This window comes from Streptomyces sp. NPDC056987, assembly GCF_042673865.1.
Classification (GTDB): domain Bacteria; phylum Actinomycetota; class Actinomycetes; order Streptomycetales; family Streptomycetaceae; genus Streptomyces.
This window is the reverse complement of record NZ_JBHURV010000063.1, coordinates 24,797-40,361: the sequence shown is the minus strand read 5'-3', so window position 1 is coordinate 40,361 and position 15,565 is coordinate 24,797. Positions and strand designations below refer to the sequence as shown.

Here is a 15,565-nt window from a genome sequence, read left to right as displayed (position 1 = left end):
GCGTCACACAGTTCGTGTGACGCGGCCCGCGGCGTGTGCTGTTGTGCGCTTGTCGTGTGCGGCGGTTACGCGGTCAGGCGGACTTCCGGCTGTCCCGCGGGTGCACGGCGATGTTCATGGCGCCGGAGCGCAGGACCGCCAGCCTCTCGGCCAGCACCTCCTCCAGCTCCTCGCGGGTGCGCCGCTCCATGAGCATGTCCCAGTGCGTACGCGCAGGCTTGCCCTTCTTCTCTTCGGGGCCATCCCCGTCCACCAGGAGTGCCTGGGCGCCACACGCCTTGCACTCCCACTCCGGCGGAATTTCCGCCTCCACCGAGAACGGCATCTCAAATCGATGGCCGTTCTGGCATGCGTACTCCACCGCCTGGCGCGGGGCCAGATCGATGCCGCGGTCCGTCTCGTAGCTGGTCACCACGAGTCGCGTGCCGCGGAGAGCTCGCTCACTCATGAATCGTGCCTCCCGGGCTTGTCGCCCACAGGACAGGTGTCGCTGTCGTCGTCATCCGGTCAACGTTCGGTCGGCGGTAAAGATTCCCGTTGCGGGTCATGCCTCGTCCGTCGTGCCGCTGCATTATCAAGGGTTGCGTACCCACCGGCGCCCGGTTTGTCACATCTAACAGGAGATGTCACCCAGCGATTTCATTGGTCGAGTACGCAGTAACGGTCCGCCTGGCAGGCCAAACGCGTACACTACCGCCCTTTCACTTCAACGTCTAAATCCGGTCCGGTACGGGATTCCCCGCGGCGGCGATCGCCGCCTTGACCGGCACCCGCGCCAGCAGCACGGAACCGATCGCGAAGAAGACCACCAGCGAGATGATCGCATCCCGGTAGCTCCCGGTGAGCTGGAACGCGAGACCGAACACGAGCGGCCCCAGCCAGCTCAGCCCCCGGTCGCTCATCTCGTACGCGGAGAAGTACTCGGCCTCCTTGCCGCTCGGTACGAGATGCGAGAAGAGCGAACGCGAGAGTGCCTGGCTGCCGCCCAGGACCAGCCCGATCGCCGCGGCCATCAGATAGAACGCGACCGGCGCCCCGGCGGGCAGGAAGTAGCCCGCCGCGAGGATCAGCGTCCAGACGGCCAGCGAACCCAGGATGACGCGTTTGGCCCCGTACAGCCTGGCCATCCGGCCCATCCCCAGCGCGCCCGCCACCGCCAGGACCTGCACCAGCAGCACGGCGGTGATCAGGGTCGTCTGGTCCAGGCCCAGCTCCTCCGAGCCGTAGACCGACGCCTGGGAGATCACCGTCTGGATGCCGTCGTTGTAGATCAGATAGGCGAGCAGGAAGCCCAGCGTCAGCGGATGGCGGCGCATGTCCCGCAGCGTGGCCATGAGCTGCCGCCAGCCGGTGCCCACCGTCCCCTCGCCGTGCGGCGCCACCTGGCGGTCGCGCAGCCGGCGCAGCGGTACGAGGGTGAAGGCACCCCACCAGAGCCCCGCCGAGGCCAGACAGATCCGTACCGCCGTCGACTCCGAGACACCGAAGGTGTCGTGCCCGGTGTACAGGACCAGATTGAGGACGAGGACCAGCGCCCCCGAGGTGTAGCCGAACGCCCAGCCCCGCGAGGAGACCGCGTCGCGCTCGTCGGGTTCCGAGATCTGCGGCAGGTACGCGTTGTAGAGCACCATCGAGACCGCCAGCGCGGCGTTCGCCACGACCAGCAGCAGCGCGCCCAGCAGATAGCGGTCCCCGTCGAGGAAGAACATGCAGGTCGTGGCCGTCGCCCCGACGTACGCGGCCGCCGCGAGCAGCGGCTTCTTGCGCCCCGTACGGTCCGCCGCCGCGCCCACCAGCGGCATCACCAGCACCGCCACCACGATCGAGACGGAGACCGCGTACGCGAAGACCGAGCCCGCCCGCACCGGGACACCCAGGGGATGGACGAAGCCCTCGGCGTCCGCGGCGTTCTTCGCCACCGAGGTCAGATAGGGGCCGAGGAAGACGGTGAGCACGCTCGTCGAATAGACCGAGCACGCGAAGTCGTAGAAGTACCAGCCGTGTTGCTCACGCCTGAGGGCCTTGGCCCCGTCGGCCCGTTCCACCGTGTCAGCGGTCACCCGCGCTGCCTCGCTCTCCCCGTACGGACGCCGCGCCCGCCGGCCGTGCCTGCCACGGGCACTACCCCCAGGCTCCCCGCGCGGCCAACACCGTGCGCAGCGTTTCCAGTTGATCAGTCATGATGCCATCCACGCCGAGGTCGACCAGCGCCTCCATCCGCGCGGGATCGTTGACCGTCCAGACATGGACCTGGAGGCCGAGAGCGTGCGCCGTCCGGACGAAGCGCTCGTCCACCACCCGGATGCCGTACTGCGACTCGGGCACCTGCGCGCACACGGCGCCGCGGCGGACCGGGGCGGGGATCCCGTACGACCGCAGCCGCAGGCCCGCCACGCCCCGTACCCCGTACGAGGTGGCGAGCCGGGGGCCCGCGAGCCGGGCCGCGGCGGCCACCCTGGCCTCGGAGAACGAGCCGACGCACACCCGGTCCCAGCTCCCCGTCGCGCGGATCAGCTCGACCAGCGGGGCCAGCGCGGGCGCCGCCTTGATGTCCACGTTCCAGCGGGCCTCGGGGAACTCCTCCAGCAGTTCGGCGAAGAGCGGCAGCGGCTCGCGGCCCGCCACCCTGGCCCGGCGCACCTCGTGCCAGGGCAGCTCCGCGATACGGCCCCGCGCGTCCGTCACCCGGTCCAGTGTCGCGTCGTGGAAGGCGACGAGCCGGCCGTCCGAGGTGGCGTGCACATCGGTCTCGAAGTAGCGGTAGCCGAGACCGGCCGCCCGGCGGAACGCGGCGGCCGTGTTCTCCAGGCCGTCGGCGGCGCCGCCGCGGTGGGCGAAGGGGATCGGGCCGGGGCGTACCGCGCCGGGCCGGTCCAGATAAGGGTGGAGTTCGCGCGTCACCGCCGCAGTATGGCGCCTTCCGGTGACCCGGCGGCGACCACCGTACGACCGTCGCCCGCCGCGGGGATGGCGAAGACCCGCAGGAAGAACTGGGCCAGGGGGCCGATGGCCAGCGCGTACGCCACCGTACCCACGCCCACCGAGCCGCCCAGCGCGAAGCCGGTGGCGACGACGGCCACCTCGATCGCGGTACGGACCAGCCGCACCGAACGGCCGGTCAGCCGGTGCAGCCCGGTCATCAGCCCGTCCCGCGGCCCCGGGCCGAACCGGGCGGCGATGTACAGCCCGGTGGCCACCCCGTTGAGCACGATCCCGGCGACCAGCAGCGCGATCCGGGCCGGCAGCCCGTGCGCCGCGGGGACCAGGGCCAGCGTCGCGTCGATGGCCAGCCCGACGGCGAAGACGTTGGAGACCGTGCCCAGCCCCGGTCGCTGCCTGATCGGTATCCAGAGCAGCAGCACCGCCGCCCCCACGGCGATCGCGACCACCCCCATGGAGAGCCCGGTCAGCTCGGCGAGCCCCTGGTGCAGCACGCCCCACGGCTCCAGCCCCAGGCCCCCGCGCACCAGCAGCGCCGAGCTCGCCCCGTACAGCGCGAGCCCGGCGTAGAGCTGGCAGAGACGGCGGGTGAGGCGTCGGGGCCCCGGGCCGGAGGCGCCGAGCGTGTCTGTGGCGCCGGACGAACTGGAGGATCCGGATGAAATGGAGGGTCCGGGCGAACTGGAGGGGCCGGATGAACCGGGGAAAGTCGACACTGTGCCGTTCCTTGGTGCCATGGTGGACTGATGCGTGTCACTCTGTGGCGGGTGGACAACGGACAACCAGGTCCAATTCCGGGAAGGTGGACTGATTTCCATGGCGCAGTGGACCTCGGCGGTCGGAGCGTCGCAACTCGCCCGGCAGCTCCAAGCCCAGCAGCCCCGGCCGGCCGGCCCCGGCAGCCGCCGCCTGCCCGCCTACCGGGCGCTCGCCGACGGTATCCGGCTCCTCGTGCTGGAGGGCCGTGTCCCCGTCGCCGCCCGCCTCCCCGCCGAGCGGGAACTGGCGCTCGCCGTGTCCGTGAGCCGTACGACGGTGGCCGCCGCGTACGAGGCGCTGCGCGCCGAGGGTTTCCTGGAGTCCCGCAGGGGCGCGGGCAGTTGGACGGCCGTCCCGGCGGGGCACCCGCTGCCCGCGCGGGGCCTCGAACCCCTGCCGCCCGAATCGCTCGGCTCCGTCATCGACCTCGGCACGGCCGCGCTGCCCGCCCCCGAGCCCTGGCTCACCCGGGGCGTCCAGGGCGCGCTGGGCGAGCTGGCGCCGTACGCCCACACCCACGGTGACTATCCGGCCGGGCTCCCGGCGCTGCGGCAGATGCTCGCCGACCGCTACACCGCGCTGGGCGTCCCGACGATGCCCGAGCAGATCATGGTCACCACCGGCGCCATGGGCGCGATCGACGCGATCTGCCATCTCTTCGCGGGGCGCGGCGAACGGATCGCGGTGGAGTCGCCCAGCTACGCCAACATCCTCCAGCTCATGCGCGAGGCGGGCGCCCGGCTGGTGCCCGTCGCCATGGCCGAGGGGCTGGCCGGCTGGGACCTCGGCCGCTGGCGCCAGGTGCTGCGGGACGCGGCGCCCCGGCTCGCGTATGTCGTCGCCGACTTCCACAACCCCACGGGCGCGCTGGCCGACGAGGACCAGCGGCGCGCGCTCGTCGACGCGGCGCGCTCGGCGGGCACCGTCCTCGTCGTCGACGAGACCATGTCCGAACTGCGCCTCGACCCGGAGGTGGAGATGCCGCGCCGGGTCTGTGCCTTCGATCCGGCGGGCAGTACGGTCCTCACGGTCGGCTCGGCCAGCAAGGCGTTCTGGGCGGGGATGCGGATCGGCTGGGTCCGCGCCGCCCCCGACGTGATCCGCTCCCTCGTCGCGGCGCGCGCCTACGCCGATCTGGGCACCCCGGTGCTGGAACAGCTCGCCGTCAACTGGCTGATGCGGACCGGCGGCTGGGAGGAGGCCGTCGCGCTGCGCCGCACCCAGGCGCGCGAGAACCGGGACGCGCTGGTGGCGGCGGTGCGTGAGCAGCTCCCCGGCTGGGGCTTCGACGTGCCGCACGGCGGGCTGACCCTGTGGGTGCGGACCGGCGGGCTCTCCGGGTCCCGGCTGGCGGAGGTCGGCGAGCGGGTCGGGGTCCGGGTGCCCTCGGGGCCCCGCTTCGGGGTCGACGGGGCGTTCGAGGGGTATGTACGGCTGCCGTTCACCGTCGGCGGCCCGGTCGCCGTGGAGGCGGCGGCCCGGCTCGCGGCGGCGGCGCGCCTGGTCGCGACGGGCGCGACCACGGGCACGGACGCGCCGCGCACCTTCGTGGCCTGACCGCCCGGCAGGCCCCGGGGACAGTGGGGGCGGCCGGGCGCGCTTTCCGTCCGGTCAGCCCTCGGCGGTCAGCGGCGCGGGGACCTGCCCGAGGGCCGGCTCCGGCTCCTGCCCGGGCACCCGCTCGTACGCCCGGTCCTGCCCGTACGCCCGTCGCGGGAACTGCTGCCGGGGCGGCAGGAGATCCAGCACGGCGCGGCGGTGCGGCTCGCTCGTCGCGTCGTCGTACGGGTCGGGCGTGGCCGGGACCTGGAGCCGGAGCACCTGCGCCGCGCCGAGCCGTACGTACCCCCGGCCGGGCGGCACGTCCGGCGTGGGCGTGGTGTGCGGGGGGACCCCGAGCACCGCCTCCACCAGCGCGGGCGCGGCGGGCCCGAGGACGACCCGGGCGCGGGTTTGCGCCCTCACGTCCTCGCTCAGCTCGCCCAGGGCGTCGAGGTGTTCGGCGACCACGACCGTCACCCGGGCGGCCCTGCCGTGGCGCAGCGGCACCTGGAGCAGGCCCTGCGGGTCGGGCCGCCCGTCGGCCGCCGCGAGATGGCCGAGGGCGCCGGGCCGGTCGCACAGGATCCACAACGGGCGCCGGGTGTCCTCGGGGGCGGGATGGCCGGACTGGAGGGCGCGGTCGGCCTCGATCAGCCGCCGTTCGGTCTCGCGCGCGGCCCATTCGAGGCCGGTAAGCGCCCCGGTGAGCCCGCACTCCACGGCCAGCACGCCCGTACGCCCGGCCAGGCAGGCGAACTCGCCGGTCCCGCCGCCGTCCACGACCAGGATGTCGGCGTCCGGGAGGGCCTGGAGCGCGAGCGAGCGCAGCAGGCTCGTGGCGCCGCCGCCGGGATGGCCCGCGACCAGCAGATGCGGTGCGGCGGAGCGCGGCCCGGTCCGCCAGAGGACCGGGGGCGCGTCCCGGTGCCCGGCGGCGGCCGCCACGGGAATCGTGCGCGGCACCGCGCCCTCGTCGGTGAAGCCGAGGAGGCTCTCGCCCGGCGCCGTGACGAAGCACTGCGCGGCGATGTCGGTGGGGAGCGGGGGCAGGACGGTCATCAGCAGGAGGTTGTCCTCCTCGTCCCAGTCGAAGAGATATTCGCGCCCGCGTCCGGACTTGGCCTGGAGCAGCTGCTCGATCCGGGCGCGGGCGGCGGGCTCCCCGTCGGGGAAGTACGGCGGGTAGGCGACCCGCAGCCGGGTGAGCCGTCCGTCGCCGTCGAAGGCGTGGTCGGCGAAGGCGGTGCTCCACTCGCCGCCGTGTCGGAAGAGCGGACTCGGGTCCTCGGGGACGGCGAAGTGCGGTACGAGCGCCTCGTAGAGGGAAACGAGCCGCCGTACCTCCGCCTCGTCGGGCCCGGTCGGTACGGGCGGACGGTCCCGTCCCTTCCAGCCGGCCACGCCCAGCACCGAGACCAGCAGGAGCGGCGGCCCGTACGGGAGGAGCGCGACCAGCAGGAGGCAGGCGGCGGCCAGGAAGAGCGCGGGCCCGCGCCGGTCCTTGGGCGTGTCCGTCCAGCTCCGGCGCGCCGCCGCGGCCATCATCCGCAGACCGCGGCCGATCGTGATCAGCGGGTGCAGGGCGTCCCGGGCGCCGTCCGCTGCCGTATGGGCCAACTCGCGCCCGCGCGCGACGCGTTCGCCGCTGCCGGCCGGAAGGTGGGGGAGTGGTCGCCGGGCCACGTCTGTCTCCTGGGGGTGCGGAGGGGAGGGGCGGGCGTCAGAACTTGATCCCGCCCAGGAGGCCGGCGAGGCTCGCCCCGCCGGCCGTGATGCTCGGGGCGATGGCGGTGCCCGCCAGGTAGAAGCCGAAGAGGGCGCAGACGATCGCGTGCGACACCTTGAGTCCGTCCTTCCGGAAGAAGAGGAAGACGATGATTCCGAGCAGTACGACGCCGGACATGGACAGAATCATGAGCATTCTCCTGGTTCGTGCGGACAGTCACCATGAGTCCTTCCAGGATCACGAAAAGTATCTATGCGACAAAAGGTGCAAATGAGTGAAGATTTAAGCATTTCACTGCACTGGCGCAGATGGGCCTCCACTCCGTCGGCGGACGTCCGGACTCTTCGCTTCCTCTTAGCGCTCCGGGCAGTAATCTGTCGGTTCATTCCGCACAGACTCTTCATTCCGCACAGACTCCGGAAGGCGGTCCCACCGATGAGCGAAGCCCCCGACCCCCAGGTCATCGAACTGGCCACCAAGGTCTTCGACCTGGCCAGGACGGGCGAGGCCGAGACGCTCGCCGCGTACGTCGACGCGGGTGTGCCCGCCAACCTCACCAACGACCGGGGCGACTCGCTCCTCATGCTCGCCGCCTACCACGGCCACCTGCCGGCCGTCGAGGCGCTCCTCGCCCGTGGCGCCGACGCCGCCCGGGTGAACGACCACGGCCAGACACCGCTCGCCGGCGCGGTCTTCAAGGGCGAGGACGAGATCATCCGCGCCCTGCTGGCCGGCGGCGCGGATCCGGCCGCGGGCAGCCCCTCGGCGGTGGATACCGCGCGGATGTTTGGGAAGACGCACCTCCTGGAGCTGTTCGGGGCCCGGTGACCGTCGTGACGGACAGCGTCGTAAATGTGGTCGCGGTGGCGAAATGGCTGGGTCATCATGACGACGGGCCCACGGAGGGCCACCGACGAGAGGCAGGGAAGATGGTCTGCGTTAGGCAGAAGACGACAACGGACGGCCGATCATGTTGCCGCGCGGTCTAGGACGTGCGTCAGGCCCGAGAGGGCTTCGGCACCACACTCCCCGGTTGCGTCGACAGCTTGATGTGAGGCTTTCTCCATGTTCGATCCAGTCATAGCGCCGAGCGGCACGCTCCTCGGCCTGCTGCAGAGGGGCCGCGGCGACGGCACACTGCACGCGCTCGCCGCACCCCGCGCGGAGGCGCTCGCCGCCCTCGACCACTGCGTGCTGAACGACCCCCGCCACGACTGGCAGGTCGAGAACCGCTCGCTGTACTACGCCCGTCTCTATCTGGACATCCACGGCGGTCTCGACGCCATCGGCGACCACCTCTTCCGCGCCGAGGACCACCTCGACACCGACGAGTCACGGACCGGGCTCGCCCTCGCCGTCCTCGGCCACCTCGCCTCGTACGGCAGGCACGACGCGCTCGACCTGCTCCGGCGCTACACCGCGACCGGCACCAACTGGGCGTGGGCGCTGGACGAGCTGGCGCTGCGCGACGACGACACGGGCCTGCGCGCCCTCGCCACCCCCGTCCTCGCCCGGTTCCCCGCCACCCCCGACGGCGACGCCGAACTGGCGTCCACCGTGCGCGACGCCTTCGAACCCCGGCCCTGGCGGCTCTGGGCCGACGACCCGCGCCCGGCGGTCGGCGCCCGCATCAGAGCCGCCGGCGAACAGGGCTCCTTCGACCGCTGGCAGCGCCAGATGCGGCCGAGCGGACCCCGCCCCGGCTGGAGCGTCCAGGCCGTCTTCGACTGGGCCCAGCAGGGCCTGGAACGCGGCACCGAACTCCACCTGCCCGCGGCCCGCTGCCTCACCGCCGTCGCCGGCCCCGGCGACCGCCCGCTCATCGTCGAGGCCGCCCGCGGCGGACCCGGCGGGGCCCGCTGCGCCGCGCTCCACTACCTGGCCGAGGCCCGCGACCCGGTCGTGCTCGACCTGATCGAGACGGCGGCCGGCGACCCGCACCGCGCCGTCGCCGACGCCGCGGTCTCCGCCTTCGAGCGGATGTGCGGCGACGAGGCCGTCGACCGCGCCCGGGGCTGGATCCACCGCCCCGACGCGCTCGGCGCCTCCGCCGCCGGGGTCCTCGCCTGCCGCGGCGGCACGAAGGACACCCCCCTGGTCCTCGGCGCCCTGCGGGAGACCGTACGCGCCGAAGGCCCCGACTCCCCGCGGCTGTGGAGTCTCGTCGACGGCGCGGGCCGCCTCGGCATCGTCTGCGCGGCGCCCGTGCTGCGCCATGTCTACCGGGAGACGGCGTCCTCCCAGCTCCGGGGCCGCGCGGCACGGGCACTCGCCGCCACCGACCCCTCGTACGCCACCGGATTCGCCGTCGAATGCCTGTGGGACTGCGAGGAGACCACCCGGGAGATCGGCGCGCTGCACGCCGAGACCGGCGACGTACGGGTGGCCGACCGGCTCCGGCGGCTCGCCGCCGACCCGGCCGAGGAGGCCGAGGTGCAGACGGCCGTACGCAGCCGCATGGGCCCGGACACGGCGGCCAGGTGACGCCCCGGCCCGGCCCCCACGGCCCGGACGCGACGCCCTGACCCTGTGCCGTCACCCCGTCGCCGCCACGGCGTCGCCCTGACGTAAGGGCGCCGAGGGCCCCACGCCCTCGGCGCCCTCGTACGCCGGCGCGCGCTCCTTACCCGCTGTCCCGGTGACTTCCGCGCACGGTCCCGGTGACTACGCCGGGTGCGGGGACGTCACCCGCTTCCAATGCTCACGGGACGTTCCCCACGCGGAAAGATCCACGTTGGCAGGGACACGTTCGGTACGACGACAACACGGATATGCGTGTCGTCATCGTCACCGAGTCCTTCCCGCCCGATGTCAACGGCGTGGCCCACTGCGCCCTCCAGACCGCCCGGCACCTCGCCGCGCGCGGTCACGACCCCCTCGTCATCGCCCCGTCCGTCGCCGGCGACGACGAGACCGACACACCGTGCCCCGTGGTACGCGTGCCCTCCCTCCCGCTGCCCGGCTATCCCCAGGTACGCGTCGCCCTGCCCAGCCGCCGGATCGCCGCGGCCATCACCGCGCACCGCGCCGACCTCGTCCACCTCGCCAGCCCCTTCGTACTCGGCGTGCGCGGCATGACGGCCGCCGCCCGCCTCGGCGTCCCCGCCGTCGCCGTCTACCAGACCGACCTCGCCGGCTACGCCCGTACGTACGTGGGCGCGGGCGAGGCCGCCGCCTGGCGCCGGCTCAAGGCCGTGCACACCGCGGCCGACCGCACCCTCGCCCCGTCCAGCGCCGCCGTCGCCGACCTCGCCGAGCACGGCATACCCCGGGTCAGCCTCTGGCCCCGGGGCGTCGACACCGTACGGTTCCGGCCCGAACTGCGGGACGAGGCGCTGCGGCGCCGGCTCGCCCCGCACGGCGAACTGATCGTCGGCTACGTCGGCCGGCTCGCCGCCGAGAAGCACGTCGAACTCCTCGCGGGCGTCTGCGGCCTGCCCGGCGTCCGCGTCGTGATCGTCGGCGACGGCCCCAGCGAGACCTCGCTGCGCACCGCGCTGCCCGGCGCGGTCTTCCTCGGCCGCACCACCGGCGAGGACCTGGCCAGGACCTTCGCCTCCTTCGACGTCTTCGCGCACACCGGCCCCTACGAGACCTTCTGCCAGACCGTGCAGGAGGCCATGGCCAGCGGCGTGCCGGTGATCGCCCCCGCCGCGGGCGGACCGCTCGACCTCGTGGACCACGGCCGTACGGGACTCCTCGTCACCCCGCACGACACCGACGCCGTCACGGAGGCCGTGCGCGAACTCGCCCACGCGCCCGCGCGCCGCGCCGCCTACGGGCGGGCCGGCCGCGCCGCGGTCGAGGACCGGACCTGGGCCGCCGTCGGGGACCAGCTCCTCGGCCACTACGCCGAGGTGCTCGGCGCGCGTACGGCGGTGGTCGCGTGAGCGCCCTGCGGATCGTACGGCTCGCCAACTTCGTCACGCCGTCCTCCGGCGGACTGCGCACCGCCCTGCACGCGCTGGGCGCCGGCTACCGCGCGGCCGGACACGAACCGGTGCTGATCGTGCCGGGGGAACGCGCCTCCGACGAGGAGACCGGGCAGGGCCGGGTGATCACCCTGCCGGGCCCCGAACTGCCCGGCACCGGCGGCTACCGCGTCCTCGCCGCGCGCCGCCCGCTGCGCGACGTCCTCGAAGGGCTCGCGCCCGACCGGCTCGAAGTCTCCGACCGGACCACCCTGCGCTGGACCGGCGAATGGGCCAGGCGCCACCGGATCCCGTCCGTCATGGTCTCCCACGAGACGGCCGACGGGGTGCTGCGCACCTGGGGCGTCCCCGGGGCGGCGGCCGGGCGGGCGGCCGACCGGCTCAACGCGCGCAGCGCCTGGGCGTACTCCCGGATCGTCTGCACCACCGAGTGGGCGGAGCGCGAGTTCCTGCGGATCGGCGCCCGCAACGTGGTGCGCGCCCCGCTCGGGGTCGACCTGGACCGCTGCCGCCCGCAGCGCCGCGACCCGGACCTGCGCGCCCGGTACGCCCGGGGCGCTGATGTCCTGCTCGTCCTCGGGTCCCGGCTCTCGGTCGAGAAGCGCCCCGGCGCGGCGCTCGACGCGCTGGCGGAGCTGCGGCGGCGCGGGGTACGGGCGTCGCTGGTCGTCGCGGGCGAGGGGCCGCTGCGTGCCGGGCTGGCCCGCCGGGCCCAGGCGCAGCGGCTGCCCGCGCACTTCCTCGGCCATGTCGGCGACCGTGCCGCCATGGCGGATCTCCAGGCCTCCGCCGACATCTGTCTGGCGCCGGGCCCGGCCGAGACCTTCGGCCTCTCGGCCCTGGAGGCGCTCGCCTGCGGCACCCCGGTCGTCGCGAGCGCGTCGTCCGCGCTGCCCGAGGTGATCGGGGACGCGGGCCGGGCGGCGGCGGACGACGCGCATTCCTTCGCGGACGCCGTCGAGGACCTGCTGGCCCGCCCGGAGGCCGTCCGCCGAGCGGCGGCCCGCGCGCGGGCCGAACTCTTCGGCTGGGACACGGCGGTGGCGGCGTTCCTCGCGGCGCACGACGCCCCGGGGAGCGGTGCTCCGGCGCTCCTCTCCTCGCCCACCCCGTCCCCGCACGCGGCGTCGCCCGTGCCGACGGCCGCGGCGCCGGCTCCGGCCGTCCGCCCCGGCGGGGCCCCGCGATGACGACCCGGCCGAGACCCGGCACGCCGGGCGGGGCGCCCGCCACGACGGCCCGTCCCCCGGCCACGACGGCCCGTCCCCCGGCCACGACGGCCCGTCCCCCGGCCACGGTGGCGCGCCCGCCGGCCACGCACGCGCGCCCGCCGGGCGCGGGGCCGCGGCCGGACCCGGTGCCGACGCCGCTGGACACGGTGCCCACACCGCGCCGTGGCGGCACCGGCCGCCCCGGCGTCCCCGGGTCGGCGGCGGCCGGGGACGCGGGCTCCGCGCAGGCCGGCCCGGCGACCGTCCCCACGGTCACGCCCCTGCGGTTCGCCGCGCTCGGGGACTCCCTCACCGCGGGGATCGGCGACCCGGTGGACGGGGACGGCTGGCGCGGGTGGGCCGCGCTGCTCGGCGGCGCCCTCGGCGCCACCGAGGGCGCGGAGGAGGAGTGGTTCCGGAACTTCGCGGTCAGCGGCGCCCTCACCCGCGACGTCGAGGAGCGGCAGACGCCCGAGGCGCTGGAGTTCGCCCCCGACATCGCCTCCGTCGTCGTCGGCGTCAACGACACGCTCCGCTGTGCCTTCGACATCCAGGACCTCGCCCCGCGCCTCGACCGCGTCTGCGCCGCCCTCGCCGCGCGGGGCACCGTCCTGCTCACCGCCTGTCTGCCCGACCCCGGCGCCATGCTCGGGCTGCCCGCGCCGCTCGCCCGGCCGCTCGCCCGGCGCCAGCGGGCCCTCAACGCCGTCGTCCACGCGCTGGCCGCGCGGTACGACACCGTCCATCTGCACATGGCCGACACAGCCTGGGTCGCCGACCGTTCGCTGTGGAGCGCCGACCGGCTGCACCCGGGGGAGCGCGGCCACCGGATGATCGCGGCGCGCTTCCACGCGTCGCTCGCCGGCCACGGGTTCGCCCTCGGGGCGCCGCCCGCGCTCGACCCCGACCGGCCGCCGCCCACCCGCGCGGAGTCACTGCGCTGGCTCGCGACCTCCGGCACCGGGTGGGTGGCCCGCCGCTGCCGTGACCTGCTGCCGGAGCTGCTGCGGCTGGCGGGCGACGAGGTCACGCACTGGGCCCGCGGCACCAGCGCCCGCCTCGACCTGCGGGCCGACCACGCGCTCTCCGGGGCGCTCGCCCAGCTCGCCGCCCCGAGGGAACAGTGACGTACAAGGAGTGACGTACGAAGAGTGAGCCGCGGCCCCGGAGTTCAGCGGCGCCCCGGCACCCGCCCTGACCCCCGGCCCGGCACCCGCCCCGGGACGAAGCGCACCGGTGTCCCCGGCGCCGCCTGCGCCGCTGCCGCGAGGTCCCGCCGGGCCACGACCGCGACCACCGGATAGCCGCCGGTCGTCGGCCGGTCCGCCAGGAACACCAGCGGACATCCGTCGGGCGGCACCTGCACCGCCCCGTCCACCAGCCCCTCGCTGGGCAGTTCGGCCGGCACGGCGCGCTCCAGCGGCGGCCCCTGCGTGCGCAGCCCGATCCGGTTGCTCGCGGACGACACCCGGTAGACCGCCGTGGTCAGCGTCCGCAGCGCGGCGGGCGTGAACCAGTCGTCGCGCGGCCCCAGCCGGATCCGCAGCACCAGTTCGTCCGGCGGCGCCGGGGCCGGCGCCACGTCGAGGCGCGCCGCCCGGCCCGCCGGACGGCCCAGCTCCACCACCGCGCCGTCCCGCAGCGGCGCGGGTCCGAGCCCCGAGAGCAGATCCGTGGCGCGGCTGCCCAGCACCGGGCGTACCGCGATCCCGCCGCCGAACGCCACATAGCTCCGTACCCCGGAGACCGCGGGACCGATGTCGAGGACCGCGCCCGCCGGGACCCGTACGGGCGCGCCCCAGGCCGCGGGACGGCCGGCGACCGTGACCGCGCACGGCGCGCCGGTGACCGCCACCGTCACCGCGCGCCGCGGCCGTACCGCGCAGCCGCCCAGCGTCGTCTCCAGGGCCGCGTCCCCCTCCGCGTTGCCCACCAGCCGGTTGGCCAGCCGCAGCGCGGGCCGGTCCAGCGCCCCGGAGCGCGCCACCCCCAGGTGGGCGTGGCCGCCGCGCCCCAGGTCCTGCACCGTGGTCAGCGGCCCCTGCCGTACGACGGCGAAGGCGCGGTCCGTCACCCGTCCACCGCCGTGAACCGCACCCGCGTCCCCGGCGCGAGCAGCGCCGGCGGGGTCCGCGCGGTGTCCCACAGGACGGCGTCCGTCGTCCCGATCAGCCGCCAGCCACCGGGGGAGGAGCGCGGATACACCCCGGTGTACGGGCCGGCGAGACCGACCGAGCCCGCCGGGACCGCCGTACGGGGCGTGGTCCTGCGCGGTACGGCGTACCGCTCGGGCAGCCCGGTGAGATAGCCGAAGCCGGGCGCGAACCCGCAGAACGCGACCCGGAACTCCGTGGCCGTGTGGATCCGTACCACCTCCTGCTCCGCCACCCCCCACAGCGCGGCCACCTCCGCCAGATCGGCGCCGTCGTACCGGACGGGCAGCTCGACCACCGCCCCCTCGGCCACGGACGGCCCGGCGCTCTCCCGGTCGCCGAGCCGCGCGGCGAGGCCGGCCGGGTCGGCCACCCCGTCGAGCAGGACCGTCCGCGCGGCGGGCACGATCTCCCCGACCGGCGGGAGGGTGCCCTCGGCGCGGCGGCGCAGCAGCTCGGCGTGGAGCGCCTCGGCGGCGGGTCCGTCGGCCACCTCGACGAGCAGCGCCCGCTCGCCGACGGGCAGCACCCTCATACGAACGCCTCCAGCCGGACGCCGGACGCCTCCAGCCGGCCGCGGACGCGCCGGGCGAGCCCGACGGCGCCCGGGGTGTCGCCGTGCAGACAGAGCGAGCGGGCGCGGACCCCGATGGACTGCCCGCCCAGCGAGGTGACGACGCCGAACCGGGCCATGGAGACGGCCCGTTCCACCACCGTCGCGGGATCCGTGATCACCGCCCCCTCCTGGCCGCGCGGCACGAGCGTGCCCTCCACGGTGTACGCGCGGTCCGCGAACGCCTCGGTGACGACCGGGAGTCCGGCCTTCTCCGCCATGCCGTGCAGCCGTGAACCCGGCAGCCCGAGCAGCGGCAGCCGCTCGCCGGTCAGTCGCACCCCCTCCACGACGGCCCCGGCCTGCTCCTCGTCGTGCACCACCCGGTTGTACAGCGCGCCGTGCGGTTTGACGTACGCGACCCGGGCGCCCGCCGCCTTCGCGAACACCTCCAGCGCGCCGATCTGGTAGGCGACCTCGGCCGCCAGCTCGTCGGCCGGCACCTCCATCGGGCGCCGTCCGAAGCCCGCCAGATCGCGGTACGAGACCTGGGCGCCGATCCGTACCCCCCGCTCGGCGGCCCACGCGCAGACCCGCCGCATCGTGGCCGCGTCCCCGGCATGGAAGCCGCAGGCCACGTTGGCGCTGGTGACGACGGAGAGGAGTTCCTCGTCCTCGGTCAGCCGCCAGCGGCCGAAGCCCTCTCCGAGGTCGGCGTTGAGGTCGATGGACGCCCAGGTCATGGAGTC

15 protein-coding genes are annotated in these 15,565 nt (G+C 75.1%); 6 read left to right on the top strand and 9 right to left on the bottom strand.

Features of this window, described 5'->3' with window-relative positions; genetic code table 11:
- Positions 1-73: 73 nt before the first annotated feature.
- The 4 genes from ACFTZC_RS40140 to ACFTZC_RS40125 all read right to left on the bottom strand — a co-directional run bounded on the left by ACFTZC_RS40140 (position 74) and on the right by ACFTZC_RS40125 (position 3,656).
- Positions 74-448 carry an RNA polymerase-binding protein RbpA gene (locus tag ACFTZC_RS40140; protein WP_003959706.1) on the bottom strand — a complete coding sequence of 125 codons (375 nt, stop codon included), beginning with the start codon at positions 446-448 and terminating at the stop codon, positions 74-76.
- Positions 449-713: 265 nt separating this feature from the next.
- Positions 714-2,060, bottom strand: coding sequence for an MFS transporter (locus ACFTZC_RS40135; protein ID WP_382898834.1), 1,347 nt, complete (start codon positions 2,058-2,060; stop codon positions 714-716).
- A 61-nt stretch (positions 2,061-2,121) separates the two neighbouring features.
- Positions 2,122-2,901, bottom strand: coding sequence for a glycerophosphodiester phosphodiesterase (locus ACFTZC_RS40130; RefSeq protein ID WP_382898833.1), 780 nt, complete (start codon positions 2,899-2,901; stop codon positions 2,122-2,124).
- Positions 2,898-3,656, bottom strand: coding sequence for a YitT family protein (locus ACFTZC_RS40125; RefSeq protein WP_382898831.1), 759 nt, complete (start codon positions 3,654-3,656; stop codon positions 2,898-2,900). Before ACFTZC_RS40125 ends, ACFTZC_RS40130 begins: the two co-directional genes overlap by 4 nt.
- A gap of 100 nt (positions 3,657-3,756) precedes the next feature.
- Between ACFTZC_RS40125 and ACFTZC_RS40120 the strand changes: the two genes are divergently transcribed.
- Positions 3,757-5,256, top strand: coding sequence for a PLP-dependent aminotransferase family protein (locus ACFTZC_RS40120; RefSeq protein ID WP_382898829.1), 1,500 nt, complete (start codon positions 3,757-3,759; stop codon positions 5,254-5,256).
- A gap of 54 nt (positions 5,257-5,310) precedes the next feature.
- On the opposite strand, the gene ACFTZC_RS40115 is transcribed toward ACFTZC_RS40120, so the two are convergent.
- Together ACFTZC_RS40115 and ACFTZC_RS40110 are read right to left on the bottom strand one after the other, a co-directional pair.
- On the bottom strand, positions 5,311-6,924 hold the full coding sequence (locus tag ACFTZC_RS40115; protein ID WP_382898827.1) for a hypothetical protein: 1,614 nt from the start codon (positions 6,922-6,924) through the stop codon (positions 5,311-5,313).
- A gap of 37 nt (positions 6,925-6,961) precedes the next feature.
- Positions 6,962-7,156 (bottom strand): hypothetical protein, encoded by a 195-nt coding sequence (locus tag ACFTZC_RS40110; RefSeq protein ID WP_365815730.1) that lies wholly within the window; start codon positions 7,154-7,156, stop codon positions 6,962-6,964.
- Between the two features lie 246 nt (positions 7,157-7,402).
- On the opposite strand from ACFTZC_RS40110, the gene ACFTZC_RS40105 reads away from it, so the two are divergent.
- The 5 genes from ACFTZC_RS40105 (at position 7,403) to ACFTZC_RS40085 (ending at position 13,237) form a co-directional block, all read left to right on the top strand.
- Positions 7,403-7,795, top strand: a complete 393-nt coding sequence (locus tag ACFTZC_RS40105; RefSeq protein WP_382898825.1) for an ankyrin repeat domain-containing protein — start codon at positions 7,403-7,405, stop codon at positions 7,793-7,795.
- Between the two features lie 237 nt (positions 7,796-8,032).
- Entirely contained in the window at positions 8,033-9,451 is a 1,419-nt protein-coding gene (locus ACFTZC_RS40100; RefSeq protein ID WP_382898824.1) for a HEAT repeat domain-containing protein, read from the top strand.
- Between the two features lie 287 nt (positions 9,452-9,738).
- Positions 9,739-10,857: a glycosyltransferase family 1 protein gene (locus ACFTZC_RS40095; RefSeq protein WP_365815722.1), complete on the top strand. Its 1,119-nt coding sequence runs from the start codon at positions 9,739-9,741 to the stop codon at positions 10,855-10,857.
- Positions 10,854-12,089 (top strand): glycosyltransferase, encoded by a 1,236-nt coding sequence (locus ACFTZC_RS40090; RefSeq protein ID WP_382898822.1) that lies wholly within the window; start codon positions 10,854-10,856, stop codon positions 12,087-12,089. The genes ACFTZC_RS40095 and ACFTZC_RS40090 overlap by 4 nt, the downstream gene beginning before the upstream one ends.
- Before the next feature lie 302 nt (positions 12,090-12,391).
- Entirely contained in the window at positions 12,392-13,237 is an 846-nt protein-coding gene (locus ACFTZC_RS40085) for an SGNH/GDSL hydrolase family protein (protein ID WP_382898835.1), read from the top strand.
- Between the two features lie 44 nt (positions 13,238-13,281).
- Here the strand turns inward: ACFTZC_RS40085 and ACFTZC_RS40080 are convergent, their stop codons facing one another.
- From ACFTZC_RS40080 to ACFTZC_RS40070, 3 genes are read right to left on the bottom strand one after another with little or no spacing between them, the layout of a single operon-like run.
- Complete coding sequence (locus tag ACFTZC_RS40080; RefSeq protein ID WP_382898821.1) at positions 13,282-14,184, bottom strand: biotin-dependent carboxyltransferase family protein; 903 nt, start codon at positions 14,182-14,184, stop codon at positions 13,282-13,284.
- Positions 14,181-14,798 carry a 5-oxoprolinase subunit PxpB gene (gene pxpB / locus ACFTZC_RS40075; protein WP_382898819.1) on the bottom strand — a complete coding sequence of 206 codons (618 nt, stop codon included), beginning with the start codon at positions 14,796-14,798 and terminating at the stop codon, positions 14,181-14,183. Before pxpB ends, ACFTZC_RS40080 begins: the two co-directional genes overlap by 4 nt.
- A complete protein-coding gene (locus tag ACFTZC_RS40070) occupies positions 14,795-15,559 on the bottom strand; it encodes a LamB/YcsF family protein (protein WP_382898817.1) in 765 nt (254 codons plus the stop codon). Before ACFTZC_RS40070 ends, pxpB begins: the two co-directional genes overlap by 4 nt.
- Positions 15,560-15,565: the final 6 nt, after the last annotated feature.

Bases quoted from the DNA above. Each gene is read 5' to 3' on its own strand.
- ACFTZC_RS40140 (WP_003959706.1), bottom strand. From the start codon at position 448: ATGAGTGAGCGAGCTCTCCGCGGCACGCGACTCGTGGTGACCAGCTAC.
- ACFTZC_RS40120 (WP_382898829.1), top strand. From the start codon at position 3,757: ATGGCGCAGTGGACCTCGGCGGTCGGAGCGTCGCAACTCGCCCGGCAG.
- ACFTZC_RS40110 (WP_365815730.1), bottom strand. From the start codon at position 7,156: ATGATTCTGTCCATGTCCGGCGTCGTACTGCTCGGAATCATCGTCTTC.
- ACFTZC_RS40105 (WP_382898825.1), top strand. From the start codon at position 7,403: ATGAGCGAAGCCCCCGACCCCCAGGTCATCGAACTGGCCACCAAGGTC.
- ACFTZC_RS40100 (WP_382898824.1), top strand. From the start codon at position 8,033: ATGTTCGATCCAGTCATAGCGCCGAGCGGCACGCTCCTCGGCCTGCTG.
- ACFTZC_RS40095 (WP_365815722.1), top strand. From the start codon at position 9,739: ATGCGTGTCGTCATCGTCACCGAGTCCTTCCCGCCCGATGTCAACGGC.
- pxpB (WP_382898819.1), bottom strand. From the start codon at position 14,798: ATGAGGGTGCTGCCCGTCGGCGAGCGGGCGCTGCTCGTCGAGGTGGCC.
- ACFTZC_RS40070 (WP_382898817.1), bottom strand. From the start codon at position 15,559: ATGACCTGGGCGTCCATCGACCTCAACGCCGACCTCGGAGAGGGCTTC.